The organism is Nostoc flagelliforme FACHB-838 (genome assembly GCF_014698065.1).
Classification (GTDB): Bacteria; Cyanobacteriota; Cyanobacteriia; order Cyanobacteriales; family Nostocaceae; genus Nostoc; species Nostoc flagelliforme_B.
In genome coordinates this window covers 1-20,842 of record NZ_JACJSI010000058.1, presented here as the reverse complement: position 1 = coordinate 20,842, position 20,842 = coordinate 1, and the positions used below count along the sequence as shown (strand labels likewise).

Here is a 20,842-nt window from a genome sequence, read left to right as displayed (position 1 = left end):
ATCATGTTCGACTTAATACTTATGTCATTGCGAGCGTAGCGCGGCAATCCCAAACCTTTGCGATTGCTTCATTCCACTTCGTTGCATTCGCAATGACATATTATAAGTGATTTGCCGAACATGATATAACTCGCCATTCATCAAGAAATAATGCTAAAGACGGCATATTTATGAGCAAGTGACACAATTGCTTGCTCGAATATAGCGGTTCCCATTCAGATGCGGTACAAAATTATATCGCAAGGTGTAGGGAACATGCTGTGCCCCTACGGGTGTACTTAGAGAAGAAGATAAACCTTTTCTGCCAGACCCTTAACTCGACTTTATTCAAAATTAAGAATTTGATTTCTTCAAGCCGCACACTCATGACTAGAAGTCATGAGTTAGACGCTCCATATTTCCATGTTTTTTCTTACTATGGTCATGCACATGGTAAGATGAGGTATGGAAGTAAAACACGGCACAGGGTACGTTTATGCAATTGAATATCGTATCGTATGGTGTGTTAAGTATAGACATAAAGTGTTAAAAGATGAAATAGCCGAGTTCCTGAAAGAGGTTCTAACTGAGACGGCGATTCTCTACAAATTTAAAATCGAGAGCCTTGAGGTAGTAGAAGACCATGTTCATGTTTTAGTGTCTGCAACACCTCAGCACACCATCCCAAACATAGTCAAAATGCTAAAAGGAATATCGGCTAGGAAACTATTTTTAAAGTTTCCCCAACTCAAGAAAAAGCTATGGGAAGGTCATTTTTGGAACCCTAATTATTTTGTTTCAACAGTTAGTGAAAACACAGAAGCGCAAGTAAAAAAGTACATAGAAAACCAAAATGCAGAAAGCGTTTAAAGTTACACTCATTCCTAACCACAAACAAGAAATCTTGATTAATAAGAGTATTGGTTGTGCAAAGTTTGTATATAACCACTTTCTAGCATTAAAGCAAGAGCTATACCAGACTGAGAAAAAAACGTTAACCTATAACGCCTGTAGTCAGCGACTAACTTTACTCAAGAAAGAAATCGAATGGCTGCAAGAGGTAGATAAGTTTACTTTGCAAAACTCACTCAGGAATTTAGAGACAGCGTATAAAAACTTTTTTGCTGATTTAAAAAAAGCTAAAGGTAAAAAGGGTGTAGGTTTTCCTAAATTCAAAAAGAAACATGGGTGTAAGCAGTCTTACAAAACTAATCTGACTAACGGCAACATTCAGGTAATAAAAAATCGTTTAAAGCTTCCAAAGTGTGGATGGGTAAGATTTCATAAATCTCAAGATGTTATTGGAACGATTGTAAACGTTACCGTAACTCGCACTTTATCAGGCAAATATATTGCTAGTATTTTGTGTGAAACAGAGATAGAGAAACACCCTCAAGTTAGTCAAAATATTGGGATAGACTTAGGCATAAAATCTTATCTCGTTACAATTGATGGTGAAGTTGTAGATAATCCCAAATATTATCGAATTCAAAAAAGGAAGTTACGCTCATACCATAAAAAACTATCTCGTAGTGTCAAAGGTAGTAACAATAGAGCTAAAGCGAAAATCAAGCTAGCTCGTACTTACCAACGCATCACCAATCTCAGAGATGACTTTCTGCATAAACTGTCAACTCGCTTAATCAAAGAAAACAGTATTATCTGTATCGAAAATTTGCAAGTTGCCAATATGGTGAAGAACCACAAGCTAGCGTCGAGTATAACAGATGCTAGTTGGTCAAAATTTGTCGCTATGTTGGAATATAAAGCTTTGTGGCATGACAGAATTGTGCAGAAAGTTGGTACGTTTTATCCCTCATCTCAGACTTGTAATCATTGTGGTTTTATTAATCCACTAGTCAAGGATTTAAAGTTGCGTGAATGGTCTTGCCCTAGTTGTGATAACTACAACTTGAGAGACGTAAACGCGAGTCTAAATATTTTGAGTGAGGGGTTGAAAATTTTAACAGCCGCCGTGGGTGTCCCGGAGGCTCTAAACGCCTGTGGAGAACTTGTAAGACCTGGAGCAATTCAGGCAGAGCTCGTTGAAGCAGGAATCACGCGACTTTGAGTCGTGTGAGGTTCAATCTCCTTATAGAGCAAAAACCATAGCTTTTTAGCAAAGTCAATAAAATTGGCTCATATTTGTGAAACAGTTTTTTTTCCAAAAATACTTGGTATAGGTACTTTTGTCTAGGTTAGTTACTACCACAAAAAAAACTGTCATAATTACAATCAAACAAACAATCACTTGAGAAATATATTAGAAATAGTGACTTAATAATTTCGCCATGCTCAAGTATTAAATGCTATTAGAAATTGAAATATTTTTCTGCAAGCAACAATTTCAAAAAACGTGAGATAGCTTTTTGATGTATTTTTTCGTAAGTTATGGTTGAAATTGTTAGGTTTTATGTTGAAAATAACGGTGTTTATTTTTGTAGTGTTGTCGATGTTTTATATTCTATTTTTAAAAGATGCCAGCACGTCTATGGTTTATATGCTTGGTGCAATAGTTTGTACACTACTATTAATAAATAATAAACTCTAATCTATGGAACTACCCATATTATAATCACTGGGGCAAAGGTAGTGGAATGGCACAGCCTCCAAGTGGGGGTATGATGTGCGTAATCGGCTAGTTGCTGATGTCATTTACAACAATGGGCAAGAATTCATTAAATTCACCAACGGGAAAGAAATATTGGTCGAGACGTTAACATTCTTGCAAATACTGAAAGCCTAGATTTTCACTCAATATCCCCGCCATCTTCAGCTTTTCCATCCTCAGAGGACAGACTTTTAACGCTGGAGTGAATCTAACTAAAATTGTTTCACGAGTTAACAGATATCCTTTAGCACTGCTACCAATTTCTCAATCTGCACTGCTTCATGAGTTGCCATTAAAGATATTCTAATCCGACTTGTAGGTACTGTGGGAGGACGAATTGCTGGGGCAAAAATGCCAGCATTTCTTAGCTGTTTTCCAGCTTTCAGGGCATCTGTAGCACTTGGCAATTGAAAACATAATATAGGTGATTCCGAAGGCAGTAATTTTAAATTAGGTAACTGTTGTTGGAGCAAATTTTTCAAGTAACGTACATTTTGCCACAAACTAGCACGGCGTTGTGGTTCTTGTTGCACTATTTTGATTGCTGCTAAGGCTGCTGCTGTGTCCGCTGGTGAAAGCCCAGTGGTGTAAATCCAAGTGGGTGCGCGGTTCCGCAAGAAGTCAATTAGAACGCTACTTGCTGCCACATACCCACCTAAACTACCCAAAGCTTTACTCAAGGTGCCAACTTGGATTAATTGCTTTCCTGTACATCCAAAATGTTCAACACATCCAGCGCCAGTTTTTCCTAATACCCCAGTGGCATGAGCTTCATCGACTAGCAGCATACAGTTAAATTCATCAGCGAGATCCAACAGCGTTGGCAACGGACATAAATCGCCATCCATGCTGAAGACAGTATCAGTAAGAATCAAACAGCGTCGGTAGTTTTGCCGCTGTTGACTCAACTGAGTTTTTAAGACTGCAATATCGCAGTGCGGGTATTCTACAAATGCTGCACCGCTAAGAATTGCCCCATTTTTTAGGCTGGAATGATTGTATTGGTCAGACAAAATTAAATCACGCTTACCAACAAGAGCGGTAATTGCCCCTAAATTGGCTAGATACCCAGAACTAAATATCAAGGCATCTTCTGTTTGTTTGGTAGATGCGATCGCCTCCTCTAATTCCCTGTGTAATCTTCGATGCCCACTGAGTAATCTAGAACCAGTGCTACCAGTGCCAAATTCAGCGATCGCAGTGATCGCCGCCGCAATTAATCGCTGATCTCCCGCAAGTCCTAAATAGTCATTGCTGGCAAAATTAATTACCTCTTGCCCAGCTAAAACCACTGTTGCACCCGGACGACCATTGATAGGTTGTACCGAACGATACCAGTCTGCCCGATGAATTGTTGCTAAGGAATGTTCTAGCCAGGCATAAGGGTCTGTGGGCATGGGGAGGCAGGGGGCAGGGGGAAAATAAGAAATAACTAATGACAAATGACCAATAACAAATGACCAATGACTAATGACTAATGACAATTAAACTTGTTCGCTACTGAGATGAGCGATCGCTTGTTTAATCCAATCTTCCACATAAGCATCTTTGGGTAGTCCGATGTCTTCGCTGACCACATGTAGGGCGTGACTGACCTCATGGGCAGTGTATCCCAAGGCGAAGAGGGTCATTTGCACTTCTTCGAGAATTCCTGGTGCTGGGCCGCCTGTGGCGACAAAGAACCCGGCTGATTTGCGCCACTCGACCAATTTGCTTTTCAGTTCCAAACAGATGCGTTCAGCGATTTTTTTACCGACACCGGGAGCCTGAATTAATATTTGTGTGTTGCCAGCGATAATTGCTTGGACTAACTCTGGTAGTTCCAGAGTGTCTAGGAGTGCGATCGCTAAGGCTGCACCAATACCTGTGACAGTCAGCAAGTGGCGAAATAAATCGCGTTCGGCTGGTGAAGCAAAGCCATAAAGAAAGGGTACTTCTTCACGAATTTGGAGATGGGTAAAAATTTGCGTTACTCCTCCCGACTCTGGTAACTGGTTTGCTAGGCGTTGGGGAACTTGCAAATCATACCCCAAGCCATTCACTTCCAGAGTCAGAATCACGCGATTAGCGCCAATTGTTTGGATACCAGCGACTATACCTTTTAAATAACTAATCATTACAAGAGACCAAAATAATTTAAGCCTTCGATAATTCCACCTGCACAAAAACCTTTTGCCAGGTAGCGGTGTTCGGCGGGATGCTCATTGTGCCATTGGAGTAACTCTTTTCGGGCATTTCCCACAATGATTCCCCGTTCGTTGCCTACAGCAAATAAAGCAATATCATTACCTGAATCACCACAGACAACTGTTTGTTCTGCTGCAAATTTCCACTTCTGGCGTAAAAACTGCATTGCCTGACCTTTATCGCTGCTATGGGGTACAATGTCAAGGTCAATCCCGCTACTGTAGATTAACTTTACATTTAATTTATATTTCTGCAACTCTGCTTCAAGTTGTGAGAGAAGGTTTACAGAGGCTTCTTGTTCTAAGAAAAAACTCACTTTGAAGGGACGCTGTTCTGAATCTGGTTGTCGAACTAACCCACGGTATTTTTTAGTAATAGATAATACAGCTTCCCGATCCCATCCCGGAGAGAGGATTTCTGACCAACCTGAGTCAGCAGTATCGGTATCATCAAGGTAAATTTCTGTACCCACAGACAAGACGACGGCATCTGGTTGCAAAAGATTTTTTTGAGTTTGGAGTTCTTTATAAAGTACAGGCGATCGCCCGGTAGAATAAACGATTTTCGTACCGAATTTTTGGCGATGTTGACTCAGCAGTTGATTGAGTTCTGGCAAAGCGCTGTCATCGCCCACGGTGCGATGTACGAGGGTGTCATCTAGGTCGGTTACAAAAAGAAATTTAGCCATAACCACTTTTTAATGCTTCGTTTTACATCAAAAAGTTTATGTCCTTTTTGCACTTATCTAAAGAAAACATAATGTAGTTTGGTTTAGTGAAGAGAGATTCAGATCCCCGACTTCTTTAAGAAGTCGGGGATCTTATTGTTCACGACTGATTTAGGACTGCTATAGGGGCGCAAGGTCTTGCGCCCCTACTCAATACGGTTCGGATAAGGTTTTTTGATGACGCGCCGCTAATCGCAAAGAGGCGATAAATAGATTTATAAGTTCATTACAATGATTGTTGCAAATGCTTAAACGTTTCTTATACATGGAAGAGCATTAGCTGCAAAGCATTAAGCATTTGCAGCAACTAATTATACCTTTGCAACAAATGCTTAAGCGTTTCTTATACATGGAAGAGCATTTGTTGCAAAGTATTAAGCATTTGCAGCAACTAATTATACCTTTGCAACAAATGCTTAAGCGTTTCTTATACATGGAAGAACATTAGCTACAAACGCTCAAATTTTGACAACTAATGTTTAAATTTGAGCGATGTCTACAGAGACTTAACATCGAAAAACAATGTAGAGAGGTGGTAATACTGTTTGGCTAAGGCAAGACGCGTTAAAAAGGGTTAAACCGAATCATTTTGAGGAATGGTATCATTTAGTTTATTGTGTGCCAGTGCCACCACAGCTTGAACTAACTCTTCTGGCTCAAGGGGCTTGGTAACGCGCAGTTGATAGCCACTGCTTATGGCTCGCTCGTAATCATCAACTCTGGCATAAGCAGTCAAAGCGATCGCAGGAATGTGTCCGCCTTTTTCGGGGGTTAAAGTGCGGATTTGTTGGATCAAGGAATAACCATCAACTTCGGGCATCCCAATATCACTGACTAACACATCGGGTTGGAAGGACTCTAGGTTTGCCAACACTTCTGCCGCAGAAGTAACAGTCAAAACTTGCGCTCCGTATTCAGTAAGTAATACTGTTAATAGCTCACGGGCATCAGGGTCATCATCGACTGTGAGTACTCGAATCCCCGTGAGTTCGAGTGCTTGTTCTGACAACTCATTTGTCTCCTTAATTTCCGGTTGAACATTCAGCAGTGGCAACTGGACTGTAAAAGTGGCTCCCAACCCTTCGCCAGGACTATCAGCTGTGATAGCGCCCCCGTGAGCCTCAACCAGCTGGCGGACGATCGCCAACCCTAATCCTAATCCGCCAAACTTGCGAGTAACTGAAACATCTTCCTGACGAAATGATTCAAAAATATAGGGGAGAAAGTCAGGGTTAATACCTTTGCCAGTGTCACTGACGATAATTTGTGCCTGATCCCCAACTCGTTCTAATCGAATTTCTACCCGTCCGCCTTTAGGAGTAAACTTGATAGCATTAGAAAGTAAATTCCAAACGATCTGTTGCAGGCGGTTAGAATCTCCAGAGACTTGCCCAATATTTGGCAGTACCGGATGCAACAGAATTGATTTAGCAACAGCTGTTGTACTTACTGTGTCAATTGCAGATTCAATCACAAATGCCAGATTCACAGGAGCGGCATTGATGCTGAGTTTACCCCGCAGAATCTTGGCGACATCGAGCAAGTCATCAATCAGTTGAGTTTGCAGTTTAGCGTTGCGTTCGATGATGGCTAAGGCTTCGGCTGTTTTGGTTTCATTAAATTTGCGGGTTTGCAGCAGTTTTGTCCAGCCGAGAATCGGGTTGAGAGGCGATCGCAATTCGTGAGAGAGAATGGCAAGAAACTCATCTTTGATGCGATTGGCGCGTTCTGCTTCAGTCCGCGCGGCTTGCTCTAACTGAAATAGGCGATCGCGTTCAGCCTCCAGTTGTTTTTGCGCTTCGATATCAGTTGCACTGCCAAACCATTTGACAATTTCACCTTGCTCATCCTTTTGGGGAATTGCTTGGTGTAGATGCCAGCGATATACACCATCTGCCCGCCGTATCCGACCTTCGGCTTGATAAGAAGTACTGTGTTGTACTGCCTCGCTCCACTGTTGAGCCATAATCAGTATGTCTTCTGGATGGACAACCTCTTTCCAACCCATTGTCTGAGCTTGTTCTGGCGTTAACCCGGTGTATTCCAACCAACGTTGATTGGCATCAAGTAACGCTCCTTCTGGGTTAACTGTCCAGACTAATTGGGGGATTAATTCTGCCAAGCAGCGATAGCGTTCCTCGCTTTGGCGTAATGCCTCCTCTACCTGTTTGCGATCGGTGATGTCTCGTGAAATCAACAAGATTCGTTCCATCTCCCCGGAAGCATCCAAAATCGGGCTAACGACCACTTCCCACCATTTGGGAGTACCTTTTACGGTTGGGCAGTATCCGCGAAAAATGCTGATTTCGCCTATTTTAGCGGCAGCGAGTGCTTGCTCTGCCTGTTGCCGATAGTTGCTTTCCCAAAAACAGAGCCATTCAGTATTGAGATAGGAATCCAAGTCGTCAATTTCCATCAAACACATTCCACCTGTATTCATATACAGGAGCCGCCCATCAAGGTTTAATACTTGGATGCAGTCAGAACTGCTATCTAAAATGCGATTTTTAAATTCTTCACTCTGGCGCAGGGCGACTTCTGTTTGTTGGCGAGCGGTAATATCTCGCCAGGTAGCAACAAATCCATCTCCAAATTTAGCTACGCGGATATCAAACGCTCTAACTAAGCGTTGTTGTCCGTATTCATCTTCATAAACTAGACTATCTTTAATCAGCGCCTGACCTGTTTCTACTACTTGACAGTACTCATCAAACAAACCACTGTCACGATGTACCGGTAGTAATTCACATAACCCGCGCCCTATCTGCTGCCCACGAGTCACTTGATTATTGAGGCAGGCAGCATCATTTACATATTCAGTCCGAAAATCGACAATCTGTCCCTGCTCATTCCGCACAGCCTGGTAGATGCCAAAGCAGTCCAGCATATTTTCAACCGAAGTGCGGAAGCGTTCTTCGCTTTTTTCCAAGGCTGCAAGATAGCGTTTGCGCTCGCTAATGTCTTCGGCAATCCCAGCAAACCGATAAATCTCTCCTGTTTCATCTCGAAGCGGAAAACAGCGATCGTGAACCCAGCGAATACTACCATCGGCTAAAATAATTCGATATTCTTGATCAAATTCACCGCCGACAGCTTTTTCATGAAACGCTTTCTGGGTCAATTCTCGATCTTCTGGGTGAATACGATCAATCCATGATTGTTCTCCTTGATACAATTCCTCTGGGTTGAATCCCCACAAGTGTTTGTATGCAGGACTGACATAGCTGACTCGATTTTCTCGCACCTCTCTGATCCAGAATACTGCATCAATATTTTCTGCGATCTGCCGGAAACGCTCTTCACTCTCGCGCAAAGCTTCGGCTGACCTTTTGCGTTCGGTGATATCTATATCATTACCAGCCATCTGCATCGGTTGCCCCTGGTGGTCATAGAACACCTTGCCTTGGCTGTGTGCCCACCTAATTGTGCCGTTGGGATATGCCACCCGAAATTCAATGTTATAGTCTTCTCCAGTGGCGACAGCGCGATCTACAGCTGCCAGCACGCGATCGCGATCGTCAAGGTGCAATCGAGCGGCAAACATCTCGAATGAGCCGTCAAACTCTCCTGCTTGCAGCCCAAATAAGGCTTCTAGGTTATTTGACCAGGTAATTTTTCCTGTCTGGATGTTCCAGTTCCACGTTGCCATCCGAGAGGCTAACAGTGCCAATCGCAGTTGTTCTTCGCTCTGGCGTAGTTCTGCTTCTACCTGTTGACGTTCCTTTAGTTCACGCTGTGCCTGTTGATACAGTTGTGCCTGTCGCAAGGCGATACTCATCTGAGTTGCTAACTCTTTGAGCAAGTCAATTTCTAAGGGCTGCCAAAATCGAGGAGAGGTGCAATTATGAGCAATTAGCAATCCCCAAAACTGGTTATCTTGCAGAATTGGTACAACCAGATGAGCTTTGACTTGAAATGCCAATAATTCACCGTGGCATGGGTCAAGACTGCTGTCATGAATATCTGCTACTGCCACTACTTGCCCCTGATAATAGCGTTCGATATAATTCTTGATAAAAGTGGGATCGTTTCTGACAAGTTGCGGTAGATTTGAGGCGATGGAGTTTCCAGCTTGGCAGGGATCGTGGATAGTGGAGGGAAGAAGCGATCGCCATTCTGCCCCAACCGATTCTGCTACTACTGTGCCATCCCCGTCAAGATTTAACTGAAAAACCAAGACGCGATCGGTGTGGAGAAACCGCCGTACTTCAGCTACGGTTGTCTGGAGAATTTCATCCAAATTCAGCGATTTATGAATTTGCTGAGTAATATATGAGATTACAGAATCTCTTTCAATACGCTGTTGTAGTTGGGTACGTAGCCGTACTGTTTCAATTGCCCCATTGACTGCTATTTGCAGCCCTTCTGGGCTAATTTGCTCTTTGACAAGATAATCTTGTGCGCCCGCTTTCATTGCCTGAACTGCGATCGCCTCATTGCCTTGCCCCGTTACAACAATTACAGGTAGAGATATCCGTTGGCTTAGGGGTTGCAATTGTGCGAGAAATTCCAGCCCGTCTAGATCGGGGAGTCGATAATCAAGTAAGATAACATCAGGCTGATGTTGCTGCCAAAGTTCTAGTCCTTGCCGTCCTAGAGTTGCTTCCAAGAAAGTATAAGAATATTCGCGATCGCGCAGCAAATACCGCCGATAGAGTTCTCGATCTTCTGGGGAATCATCGACAATTAAAAGGGTGCGCTGTTGCTGAGACATCGTGAATTAATGGAGGGGATAGAGTTAAACCCCACATTTGGCAGGTTATCACACATAAATCTATTTTATAAACAGTCCTAGAATCATTTTCTACGTCAGGATTTTACCACAGGGCAGAGAGCAGGGAGCAGGGAGCAGGGAGCAGAAGGGACAAATCACGCCACTTGTGGGTGAGGTTTCAACCAACGGGGAAAAGGAGCAAGGGAGCTTTCACGCCACTTGCAGGTGAGGTTTGTACCTTTAGTTCCCCCTTCCCCTTTACCCGACTTCTACAAGAAGTCTAATCCTCTGGGCAATCAGGCAGTCTCGTCACTTCAAACCAATATTCCACCAGCATCTGAATATTTCGTTTCAATTGAGCAAAATTGATTGGCTTAACAATGTAGCTGTTGACACCGTATCGATAGCAGACTTCAATATCTTTGGGATTATTAGAGGTAGTAAACACTACCACCGGAATCATCTTTAACTTGTCGTCTTGTTTAATCCGGCGTAACACTTCTCGTCCATCGGTTCCTGGTAGGTTCAAGTCAAGCACAATCAAACCGGGACGGGGCAAACTTTCGCGCTTCACATAGCTGTCAGTGCGATAAAGAAACGCTAACGCTTGTTCGCCATTCACACACCGATGAATAGCGATCGCAATGGCAGAGCGCCCTAGAAATCTTTGTAATGCCTCAAAGTCTTCATTACTATCCTCGACAACTAAAAGCAGTGGCGTTTGCTGCATGGGGAAGGCTGAAGTTAGAGTCATCTGTTTGCCTCCGCCGACAGGGTGAAATAAAAGGTACTGCCTTGAGTTGGAGTAGATTCCACCCAAATTCTACCACCGTGACGTTCGACAATTTTACGGGCAATGGTTAACCCTACCCCAGTTCCACCGCCAAAGTCGTCTCGTCCATGTAAGCGGCGGAATATTTGAAAGATTTTGTCAAGATGTTCTTGGGGGATGCCAATGCCGTTATCACGAACATAGAAGGACTGGGTACTGGGTACTGAGGATTGAGGAAGAAATTCTTTTGGCATTTGGTTGACTTCCCAATTCCTAGACCCTGATTCAATGCAACCAATTTCTACCCATTTTTCCGGTTTATCATTGTACTTAATGGCATTGCTGATCAGGTTGCTGAAGAGTTCATTAATCTGAGCGCGATCGCCTTGAACAATCTTCAGGGGTTGAGGAATGCGGAACTCAACTTCACTCTGTGGCCTAGCAATGTTCAAGGTGGCGATTACCTGCGGCACTAACTCATTTAGATTCACTGGTTGCCGGATCAGTTCGGCGCGTCCCAACCGAGAGAAATGGAGAAGTGAGTTGATCAGGTCTTCCATTCGCTGTGTCAGCCGCACCAGGGTTTGCAGTTTCGCAATTCCATCGTCATCTAGTATATCTGCATAGTCTTCCATTAAGAAGTTTGCATAGTTGTGAATGCCCCGCAACGGTTCTTTTAGATCATGGGAGGCAACGTAAGCAAAAGAATCAAGTTCTGCGTTACTCCGTTGTAATTCAAAATTCATCGATGCCAGTTTGTCTGCCTGCCGCAACACAACACCCACAACTAGGCTTCGCAGTTCAATAACCGCTTCAACTTCGCAAGGTTTCCAAGGTAAAGCAGACCCTTGCACAGTTTCTTGCCATAAGTCGAAGGATTTGCGAGGAGACATTCGTAAACTGCCATCTGACAAAACTTCTACAGGTTTATTGGGGTTGCCGCCCCAATTCACCGTTTGTATTACCTCTGGACGAAACCAGAGAAGGTAATTGTGATGAACTTTGGAAATTTCTAGGGCTAACAGGCCACTCGCGATCGCTTTAAATGACTCGGCGGCAGGGTAGTTTTTGGTGAGCGATCGCGTCTCAAACAAGTTATGATGCAGGTGAGGTTTAATCCAATTGAGTAAGGCGTGAACCTCTGCTTCCGAAGGCGTTTTACCCACTTGAATACACTGATCGCCACTGCATATTACTACTCCTGTGGCGCTGACCAGATTGAGTAATTGAGATTTCAGTTGCACCATGCCATCCAGGAAATACTCAGCTTGAGACAAGCTTTCAACAAATACAGTTTGTAATGACTTCAGTTGCCTTTTATAATCAATGTCTTCACTAGCTTCTTTATTTGCCAGTTCCACAGACATCACTTGGCCAATGAACTCGCACATAGTGCGGGTATTGTAAAGAACATATTTAGGCGAAGAATGGTGACAGGCAATTAATCCCCAAAACTTTTGATCGTGCATCAGGGAAATAGACATAGAGGCTGTCACGCCCATATTTTGCAAGTATTCTAGATGAATTTGAGAAACACTCCGCAACACCGATAGACTGAGATCGAGCGGTTGATTTGTTAAGGGATTGTTCGCTGGAATTAAAGCGACAGGCTGGTAGCTGGCATCTGGAATCAGCCGCAGCCAGTTGAGGGTATATAGCTGTCGGGCCTGCTTAGGAATATCCGAAGCTGGGTAGCGTAAGCCCAAAAAGGGCGTTTCCTGATTGGTGTCTTCAGCGATGACACTCCCTGCTCCTTCGGGATCAAATCGATAGACCATGACGCGATCAAAGCCAGTGATTCGCCGGATTTCTGTAACCACAATCTGGCACATCTCCACCAGCGTTGGTGCTTTCTGAATGCGGGTAATGGTTCCTTTTACTTGTTTATAAAAGTCAAAAAAGCCTGTTTTATCCTTCGCTTTTTTCGGCTCCAATTCCAGAATAATGATATTATCTAAACGATGGACAATACCATCGAAATAAATTGATTTATTTTGATGTTTGATAGACAGGTTGAGAGGATTGACGCTCTCAAAATCCTCTGCTATACATTGTTGAATCAGCTTAATCTGCTTCGCATCCAGTAAATCTGATAGCGGCTTGCCCAGTAATTCTTCCGGTTGACGACCAATAAGTTCCTGGGTATTGCTGCTCACCTGAAGGATTTCCAGAGTGGGATCTTGCAAAACTAGTAAAATCCCGTGAGGTTGGATCAGACTGGGAATGTGGATCAGTTCGCGATCGCAGTTTGTTAAATCAATCGTTTCATTAGTCATTTGTCATTCTCCTTCTGCCTCCCCTGCCCCCGTTGCCTCTATCTCAACCTCCAACATGAATCCCAGGACGCTTATGCGGATTCTTTTCAGCCCTACGGAGTACTTCACGGGTAACTACAGCAATGTCACCTTCACCAAACAAGATAAAACGCAGTAAGTATTGTATGGGGTTTCCCTCAGCCCAACCGAAGTAAGCATGAGGAATCTTACCTGTTTGATCACGAATATAGAGTAGTAAAGCTGCGATCGCATTGGGTACTGCGGCACTCTCAGCCCGGAGGATGCGATAATCACCAACTTGCACCCCTCTTACTTTGATGATATCAGCAAATTCCGAAGCATCTGATACCATAATTTCTAGAAACAAAATAGGATCGTTGGGGGGAATATGGTTATCCTCGCGTACCTCTTTCTCTTTTAAAAAATACTCTAAAATATCGCCCGTATTCAACCGATTTGCAATCAGTCGTATTACTCCTTGGCTCTCTTCGGCAAGGAATTGACCAGCAAGTTCGTCAACTTCAATCCGCTCTGCTCGTAGTTCTGTTGAACGCCAAACACGAGAAATCAGCGAGGTAAAAATGATCGTGCCGATAAAGAACCCAGCGATTCTAATCCCTTCTGGTCTTTCGATGATATTGACGATGGTGGTGTATAAAAATAACAGTGTGATGATGGCAAAGACGAGTTTTGCCCGCTTTTGTCTGTGACGGTGAGCTGATAAGGTTACAGCAATGGCGGCTGAGGTGATTAACACCAGCACACCAGTTGCGTAAGCCCCACCTTGGGCTTCCACATTTGCTCTAAAAATAATTGTCACAACAAAAGCGATCGCTGTGTAGACCAACACTAAAGGACGTGTTGCTCGTGCCCAATTGGGTGCCATGCCATAGCGTGGTAGGTAGCGAGGTACAATATTAAGCAACCCTGCCATTGCCGATGCGCCTGCAAACCACAAAATAGAAATAGTACTTAAATCGTAAATTGTGCCAAAGCCATCACCCAAATGCAGATGTGCCAGGTAAGCAAGGGCCCGTCCGTTAGCTTTGCCCCCAGATGCAAATTCTGCGGTTGGAATCAGTAGAGTGGTTATAAAGCTGGTGGTAAGCAAAAAGAGGCTCATAATCAGAGCAGCAGTGGTCAGCAGCTTGCGTGTATTCCGAATCCGTCCCTTGGGATAATGGGAAGTGTTGTTATCGCTACCTTTCACTAGAGGCATAACGGTAACACCAGTCTCAAAACCAGACAATCCCAGCGCTAGCTTGGGGAATATGAAAAGAGATATGCCGATGAGGATTAAAGGATTAGAATTGCGGGCAAAAAGTGCAGTCTGCCAGTTAGCGATCGCTTGTGGGTGAGTTAAAATGTGATACGCACCAACGCCAACGACAATAAAGTTTAACAGTAAATAAGCTCCCACCAAAACTACTGCAATACCAATTGCTTCTCGGAAACCTCTCAAGAAAACTCCGCCAAGTAATGCAACTAATATTAGGGTGATTGCGATCGTTTGATTGTGCAGCCAAATTGGTGTTAGCGGATTCTCAATGATATGGGCTGTGGCATCAGCAGCCGACAAGGTAATAGTAATAATAAAGTCAGTTGCCACAAAGCCGAGTAAGCACAGCACAAGTAATTTGCCTTGCCACCAAGGGAGCAAGCGCTCTAACATTGCGATCGACCCTTCACCATGAGGGCTTTCGGCAGCAATGCGCCGATAGATTGGCAATGCTCCAAAGAGCGTCAGCAAAACCAGAATCAGGGTAGCTATCGGAGAAAGAGCGCCCGCAGCCAGTGCTGCAATCCCAGGTTGATAGCCAAGGGTGGAGAAATAATCTACACCAGTCAAGCACATCACCTGCCACCAAGAATGTTGGCGATGTGGTTCTTCCTTGCGGTAAGGCCCTTCTTTCTCTCGTGGGTCTTCTTCAAGCAACCAGTTGATTAACTGGCCGCCGAGCCGTTTTGTTGAAACAATTGATTTAGCCATCAAATACGGTTGTGTTGCAATCGGCTTTGTGATTTTTTAAGTCTTCGTAGTTTATTAAAATTTTGAACTAAAAAGACATAGCACTATATATTGTATGTTAAGTATCATGTCCGATTTGCAAAATATATAGTAGCTGCTCCTAGTGGTCTGTCCCATTAGTTCTGATAGGTGAATCAAATTTCAACTTCTCTTCTTTCCTTCTTATACTTTGCGTCCTTTGCGCCCTTTGCGGTTCGTTCTCTTATCCCTCAAAATTAATGGGACAGACTATTAATATAAAAACATTGTGCCGATAGCGTAGCGTTAGCGAGTCTTGCCTACAGCACGCTGCGCGACCGAGTGTCGCGGAAATTGCCTAGTGAATTACATGAAAACTGCTGTTGTAAAGTAGGCGATGGGGAGCAACAAGGCGAAAAACCATCTACATATTTCTGGTGATAGGTTTAAAGCAGGCGATCGCTACGATGGGCTGTTCAATAAGGCTTTTCTTCTGCACCTACATTTAACGAGGGAGAATATCATCTAAGCGAAGTTGTAACCCAGGTAAAAGCGGCGAATTAATTGCTTGATTTAGTCGGTATTGTTGTTGAATATAAATGTCTTCAACTAATTGACAAATAGTTAATGTAGGTTGTTTAGGTTTACCAATAAATGCTACACCGCCCAATCCCCGATAATCTACAATCCAATATTCAGGGATGCCTAAAAGCGCATATTCCTCAACTTTCCTTGCATAGTCGGTTTCCCAATTGGTACTAACGACTTCCACCACCAATTTAATTGAGCGTCCAAGAGTAATTACGGGTTCTCGCTCCCAAAGGGGTTCACGATCGAGAACGGTTTCATCGAGAACTATAACATCAGGGCGACGAGTTGTAGCTGTATCTGCAAAGGGATAAATTAAACAAGTGCGAGGAATAAACCAGGGGAGTTGTTCTGCAACAAGGTAGATGCCAATCTGGGTTGCAAGTTTGCCACTCACCGTTTCGTGAGGGCCAGTAGGTTCCATGTCAAGAAGTTCTCCGTCTGCCAGTTCATAGCGGGGATTGTCTTGATATTGGGAGAGAAAATCTTCAAATGTGAGAGCTTTTGGGGAGATATATGTCATGAAAGTCAATCTCCTGAAGACAAGTTATTTTGATTCTAAGTCAACTTTACTGCATAAAATTTATTTGGTTATTTGGAGGACAGTAAATACTTCTACCAAAAGAATCGCCAGTTTCAGCATCCGTTAATTCCACAAGTTTAGCGTTATCAGTACAGACACTTCTACCTTTAGCCATTCTCAACTCACCTTGGACAAAACCAGTCACTATCCACACCATTCGATTGTTAGAAATCGATGATTTGTACTCTCCTGTTTTGGCGGCAAATTCCTCGTATGTTGTCAGCTTTGCTTCTGTTATTCGCATCTTACTAGACTTTTTGATAACACGTTCAATCGTAATCAAGCGGCTTGCTGGTAGGCTATTATTTGCAGGGTATGTTCGTAATCTTGAGTTAAATGGTATTGGTTGATTGACTTGCTTTTTTGTCTGTACTGGTTTAGCTGTGACTGTCTGCACTAGCAATAAACTAGTGGTGCTTGCAAAGACAAAAGCAGATAATGAAGTGATTGTAATAATATTAACCATAGTGCGAATGCGCTTCATAATGCTCAGAATACCAACAACTTCTGCACTACTTTAAGCGATCGCTTCTGGTGAGTGCTTGCATCATCGCGCTACAAACTCTATTCTGTCAGAGCATCAAGTTTAGCCAGTATGCTTAAGCCATCTTCTGGGTTGCCAGTTCATAGAGATAAATATCTGCAATATCAAGCCAAAGAATCGAGGATAATGAATCATAATTAATCTCTATAGCTTTGAGCTATCAGCCATCAGCCACCAGTTACAAGCTGGAAGCTGAGATGCGGAATACTCAAGGCTTTTGATTCAAATTAACGAATTGACTATGAATTCTGAACAAATCAAAAATTCTCTAAATATTTCGCCAGCTATACGCGTGGGAGTACTGGGTTTTGGCGGACTCGGACAAGCAGCCGCTAAGGTAGTTGCTGGCAAACAAGAAATGATTTTGGTCGCAGCCGCAGATCAAAAAGGCTACGCTTATGCTGCTGACGGCTTAAATACTCAAGCATCCATTGCAACATATCAGTCTCAAGGTTCGGTGGGTTATTTAGAGCCAGTTGGGACATTAACAAATCAAAGTATTCAGGATTTAATCGAAATAGCTCAACCTGTAGATGGATATTTTTTAGCTTTACCTAACTTACCAAATGACTTTATTCCCACTGTTGCCAAGCAGTTTATCAAATCTGGTTGGCGTGGGGTATTAGTAGATGCGATTAAACGCACTACTGCTGTAGAACAACTCCTGGCAATGAAAGAGGAACTGCAAGCAGCCGGGATTACCTACATGACAGGATGTGGTGCTACGCCTGGACTGTTAACAGCCGCCGCAGCTTTGGCCGCCCAAAGCTACGCCGAAATTCATCAAGTTGAAATTACCTTTGGGGTAGGAATTGCTAACTGGGAAGCTTACCGCGCCACCGTTCGGGAAGACATCGGCCACATGCCTGGTTACACAGTGGAAACTGCTAGGGCGATGACTGACGCGGAAGTAGAAGCACTGCTAGATAAAACTAATGGCGTGCTTACCTTAAAAAATATGGAACACGCAGATGATGTGATGTTAGAAGTAGCAGGGATAGTGGGGCGCGATCGCGTTACAGTTGGTGGTGTAGTCGATACCCGCAATCCCAAAAAGCCTCTTAGCACCAATGTTAAGGTAACAGGACGTACCTTTGAAGGCAAGATTTCTACCCATACCTTTACCCTGGGAGATGAAACCAGCATGGCAGCCAATGTCTGCGGGCCTGCCTTTGGTTATCTCAAAGCTGGTAGACAACTGCACCAACGCGGCATCTATGGAATATTCACCGCCGCCGAAATTATGCCTCAATTTGTTAGGTAAATAAGACATAAGGACTGGGGACTGGGAATACCCAATCCCCAATTCTTATAATAGGATTTCAACACTGATGAATCGGAGGTAAGTGTGGCCACTACGGTACACTGGCAGGAACGGGTTGGTAATCAAAGGGATTGGATTTGGCGCGGCTGGCAAACCCGTTACACTTACATTCGCCCTAGCCAAAATGACCACAAGACAACACCCCTAATTCTGTTACATGGCTTTGGCGCTTCCATTGGTCATTGGCGACACAATTTAGAGGTGTTGGGTGAGCATCACACAGTTTACGCCATAGATATGCTGGGTTTTGGCGCTTCTGAAAAAGCCGCAGCTAATTACAGCATTGAACTCTGGGTTGAGCAGGTTTACGATTTCTGGAAAACATTTATCCGTCAACCAGCAATATTAATAGGCAATTCCAACGGTTCACTAATTTCTATGGCCGCCGCTGCTACCCACCCCGATATGGTGCGGGGTATGGTGATGATGAGTTTACCCGACCCGTCATTAGAACAAGAAGCAATTCCTGCTGTGCTACGACCAATGGTCACAGCAATTAAAAATGTTGTTGCTTCGCCGTTGATACTTAAACCTGTGTTTAACTTCGTGCGCCGTCCTGGGGTGCTGCGTCGCTGGGCTAGTCTCGCCTACGCTAACCCAGAGGCGATTACCGATGAACTCATCGAAATTTTAGCAGGGCCTCCCCAAGACCGGGGTTCGGCGAGGGCGTTTAGTGCTTTGTTCAAAGCTGCGATCGGAATTAATTTTAGTCCCAGTGTCAAGACAGTATTACCAACCTTAACAATTCCCATGCTTTTAATTTGGGGACAAAAAGACCGATTTGTTCCGCCAGCTCTGGCTAGTCAATTTGCCCAGTACAATCAGAAATTAGAAGTACTGAATCTGGAGGATGTAGGGCATTGTCCCCATGATGAATGTCCAGAACAAGTCAACCAAGCGATTTTAGATTGGATTGAGAGATGCCTTGGCGTAGGTTAAGCCCGCCGCAGGCATCGCCAAGCATTGGTTGTTCCCTAAATATTATGCAATAGGAGCGATCACGCCAGCAGCACTTAGCCAATCGTCGCTTGGTTAGTGTCAACATCTGTAGTACCATTCACTGAACGCGCCACAGAAATCATCTTATTGAGAATTTCTTGACTGGGAACTTTACCTTTCAATACCACAGTGCTACCTGTTTGAGCCACCCAAAGGGTATTAACATCATCAAGTTGGGGATCTTGATCAAATGCCAACGCTACCCGCTTGGCTAAACCACTTTGGTCGTATTCTCCGCTTAATCCCAGACGTTCTGGGGGTATTGATTGCGTAGCAGTAGCGACATTAGCACTAGGAGCTTGTTGTACAGCCTGTGCAGTCGGATTTACTTCTGCATTTTCAGGTTTTTCCATTCCAAATAGTCTTTTTAACCAACCCATATAACTTTTTCTCCTATTAGAGGCTTATTAAATTTGAGTATAAAAGCTTTACAAAAATGCCGCATCTGCCAACAAAAAGATATCCATTCAATGAAATCAATGAAATTCCTGCTTGCAGTATGATTTTTGCCCAAATTCTTTTTAAATAATACAAAGAGTGCAGCTCTTAAGTTTACAATAAAAGGTCGCACTGACTTTTTTAGTGCGGTAGTACATTTAGCGTAGCCCTTAGCTAGTGTCTGCGTTACTCAATTCCTGCTCTAGCCTCTGTTGGCGAAGATGAAACATACCCTTTCAGTTCTTGTAGAAGATGAGGCGGGTGTTCTTTCCCGCATTTCTGGTTTATTTGCGCGTCGTGGCTTTAATATCGAAAGCCTTGCTGTTGGCCCTGCTGAACAAGGAGGAGTCTCTCGAATTACGATGGTTGTCCCTGGTGACGATCGCGTCATCGAGCAACTTACCAAGCAACTGTATAAGTTAGTCAATGTACTTAAAGTACAAGACATTACCGAAACTCCTTGCGTAGAGAGGGAATTGATGCTTTTGAAGGTGAATGCTAGTACTAGCAATCGCTCAGAAGTGATCGAACTATCTCAAATTTTCCGGGCGCGAGTCGTGGACGTGGCGGAAGATTCTCTCACCTTAGAAGTTGTGGGAGATCCAGGTAAAATGGTAGCGATCGTCCAGGTGTTGCAAAAATTTGGTTTGAAAGAAATCGCCCGCACTGGCAAAGTATCCCTAACTCGTGAGTCGGGGGTGAATACCGAGTTACTCAAATCTTTGGAAGCAAAGGTTTAGTTGGGAATTTAAATCAAGACTCAGAAATACTCAACCGCAAGCACATAAATCAAACTCAGCAGAAATCATAGTGGCAATTGTTACTATGACTTCTGCTTAGGAATTAGGGACTTTCAGTTATAGCAAGCGCCAAGGCGGTTAGGACAAACAGTATAATTAGTGAGTAAAGTAAAACTAGATACAGATGAAGCGTTCAGCTCAAGGAAAGCTCATGCCAAAACCTTACAGTTACGACTTACGCCAGAAGGTAATTCAGGCAATAGAGTTAGACGGGATGAACAAAACGGAAGCAGCGCAAGTTTTTCAAATCAGTCGAAACACAATCAACCTATGGCTGCAACGAAAAGCCAGCACTGGAGATTATCAAGCATTA

The 20,842-nt window shown here is 43.6% G+C and carries 16 protein-coding genes; 6 read left to right on the top strand and 10 right to left on the bottom strand.

Going from position 1 to position 20,842, the window contains the following annotated elements:
• The first annotated feature begins 444 nt into the window (after positions 1-444).
• On the top strand, positions 445-849 hold the full coding sequence (tnpA, locus tag H6G97_RS23495; RefSeq protein WP_190943050.1) for an IS200/IS605 family transposase: 405 nt from the start codon (positions 445-447) through the stop codon (positions 847-849).
• On the top strand, positions 833-2,050 hold the full coding sequence (gene tnpB, locus H6G97_RS23490; protein WP_190943049.1) for an IS200/IS605 family element RNA-guided endonuclease TnpB: 1,218 nt from the start codon (positions 833-835) through the stop codon (positions 2,048-2,050). Before tnpA ends, tnpB begins: the two co-directional genes overlap by 17 nt.
• Before the next feature lie 770 nt (positions 2,051-2,820).
• On the opposite strand, the gene bioF is transcribed toward tnpB, so the two are convergent.
• From bioF to H6G97_RS23445, 9 genes are all read right to left on the bottom strand, one after another.
• Positions 2,821-3,987, bottom strand: coding sequence for an 8-amino-7-oxononanoate synthase (bioF, locus tag H6G97_RS23485; RefSeq protein ID WP_190943048.1), 1,167 nt, complete (start codon positions 3,985-3,987; stop codon positions 2,821-2,823).
• A gap of 87 nt (positions 3,988-4,074) precedes the next feature.
• Positions 4,075-4,707, bottom strand: coding sequence for a Holliday junction branch migration protein RuvA (ruvA, locus tag H6G97_RS23480; protein WP_190943047.1), 633 nt, complete (start codon positions 4,705-4,707; stop codon positions 4,075-4,077).
• Complete coding sequence (locus tag H6G97_RS23475; RefSeq protein ID WP_190943046.1) at positions 4,707-5,465, bottom strand: sucrose-phosphate phosphatase; 759 nt, start codon at positions 5,463-5,465, stop codon at positions 4,707-4,709. The genes ruvA and H6G97_RS23475 overlap by 1 nt, the downstream gene beginning before the upstream one ends.
• Before the next feature lie 613 nt (positions 5,466-6,078).
• The gene (locus H6G97_RS23470; protein WP_190943045.1) at positions 6,079-10,218 is read right to left on the bottom strand and encodes a PAS domain-containing protein; all 4,140 of its coding nucleotides are present in this window, start codon (positions 10,216-10,218) and stop codon (positions 6,079-6,081) included.
• A gap of 280 nt (positions 10,219-10,498) precedes the next feature.
• On the bottom strand, positions 10,499-10,972 hold the full coding sequence (locus H6G97_RS23465) for a response regulator (RefSeq protein ID WP_190943044.1): 474 nt from the start codon (positions 10,970-10,972) through the stop codon (positions 10,499-10,501).
• Complete coding sequence (locus H6G97_RS23460) at positions 10,969-13,266, bottom strand: ATP-binding protein (RefSeq protein WP_190943043.1); 2,298 nt, start codon at positions 13,264-13,266, stop codon at positions 10,969-10,971. Before H6G97_RS23460 ends, H6G97_RS23465 begins: the two co-directional genes overlap by 4 nt.
• 43 nt (positions 13,267-13,309) lie before the next feature.
• The gene (locus tag H6G97_RS23455) at positions 13,310-15,256 is read right to left on the bottom strand and encodes an APC family permease (protein WP_190943042.1); all 1,947 of its coding nucleotides are present in this window, start codon (positions 15,254-15,256) and stop codon (positions 13,310-13,312) included.
• Between the two features lie 502 nt (positions 15,257-15,758).
• Positions 15,759-16,364: a Uma2 family endonuclease gene (locus H6G97_RS23450; RefSeq protein WP_190943041.1), complete on the bottom strand. Its 606-nt coding sequence runs from the start codon at positions 16,362-16,364 to the stop codon at positions 15,759-15,761.
• A 46-nt stretch (positions 16,365-16,410) separates the two neighbouring features.
• Positions 16,411-16,890, bottom strand: a complete 480-nt coding sequence (locus H6G97_RS23445) for a hypothetical protein (protein WP_190943040.1) — start codon at positions 16,888-16,890, stop codon at positions 16,411-16,413.
• A 319-nt stretch (positions 16,891-17,209) separates the two neighbouring features.
• Here H6G97_RS23445 and bioU point away from each other — a divergent pair, with 319 nt between their 5' ends.
• Together bioU and H6G97_RS23435 are read left to right on the top strand one after the other, a co-directional pair.
• The gene (bioU, locus tag H6G97_RS23440; protein ID WP_190943039.1) at positions 17,210-18,232 is read left to right on the top strand and encodes a (S)-8-amino-7-oxononanoate synthase BioU; all 1,023 of its coding nucleotides are present in this window, start codon (positions 17,210-17,212) and stop codon (positions 18,230-18,232) included.
• A gap of 84 nt (positions 18,233-18,316) precedes the next feature.
• Positions 18,317-19,231, top strand: coding sequence for an alpha/beta fold hydrolase (locus tag H6G97_RS23435; protein ID WP_190943038.1), 915 nt, complete (start codon positions 18,317-18,319; stop codon positions 19,229-19,231).
• A gap of 74 nt (positions 19,232-19,305) precedes the next feature.
• On the opposite strand, the gene H6G97_RS23430 is transcribed toward H6G97_RS23435, so the two are convergent.
• Positions 19,306-19,671, bottom strand: coding sequence for a BON domain-containing protein (locus tag H6G97_RS23430; RefSeq protein ID WP_190943037.1), 366 nt, complete (start codon positions 19,669-19,671; stop codon positions 19,306-19,308).
• Positions 19,672-19,950: 279 nt separating this feature from the next.
• Between H6G97_RS23430 and ilvN the strand changes: the two genes are divergently transcribed.
• Both ilvN and H6G97_RS23420 read left to right on the top strand, forming a co-directional pair.
• A complete protein-coding gene (gene ilvN / locus H6G97_RS23425; RefSeq protein ID WP_190943036.1) occupies positions 19,951-20,469 on the top strand; it encodes an acetolactate synthase small subunit in 519 nt (172 codons plus the stop codon).
• A 211-nt stretch (positions 20,470-20,680) separates the two neighbouring features.
• Positions 20,681-20,842: IS630 transposase-related protein (locus H6G97_RS23420; protein WP_190938912.1), on the top strand; the 162-nt coding region annotated here is incomplete at its 3' end.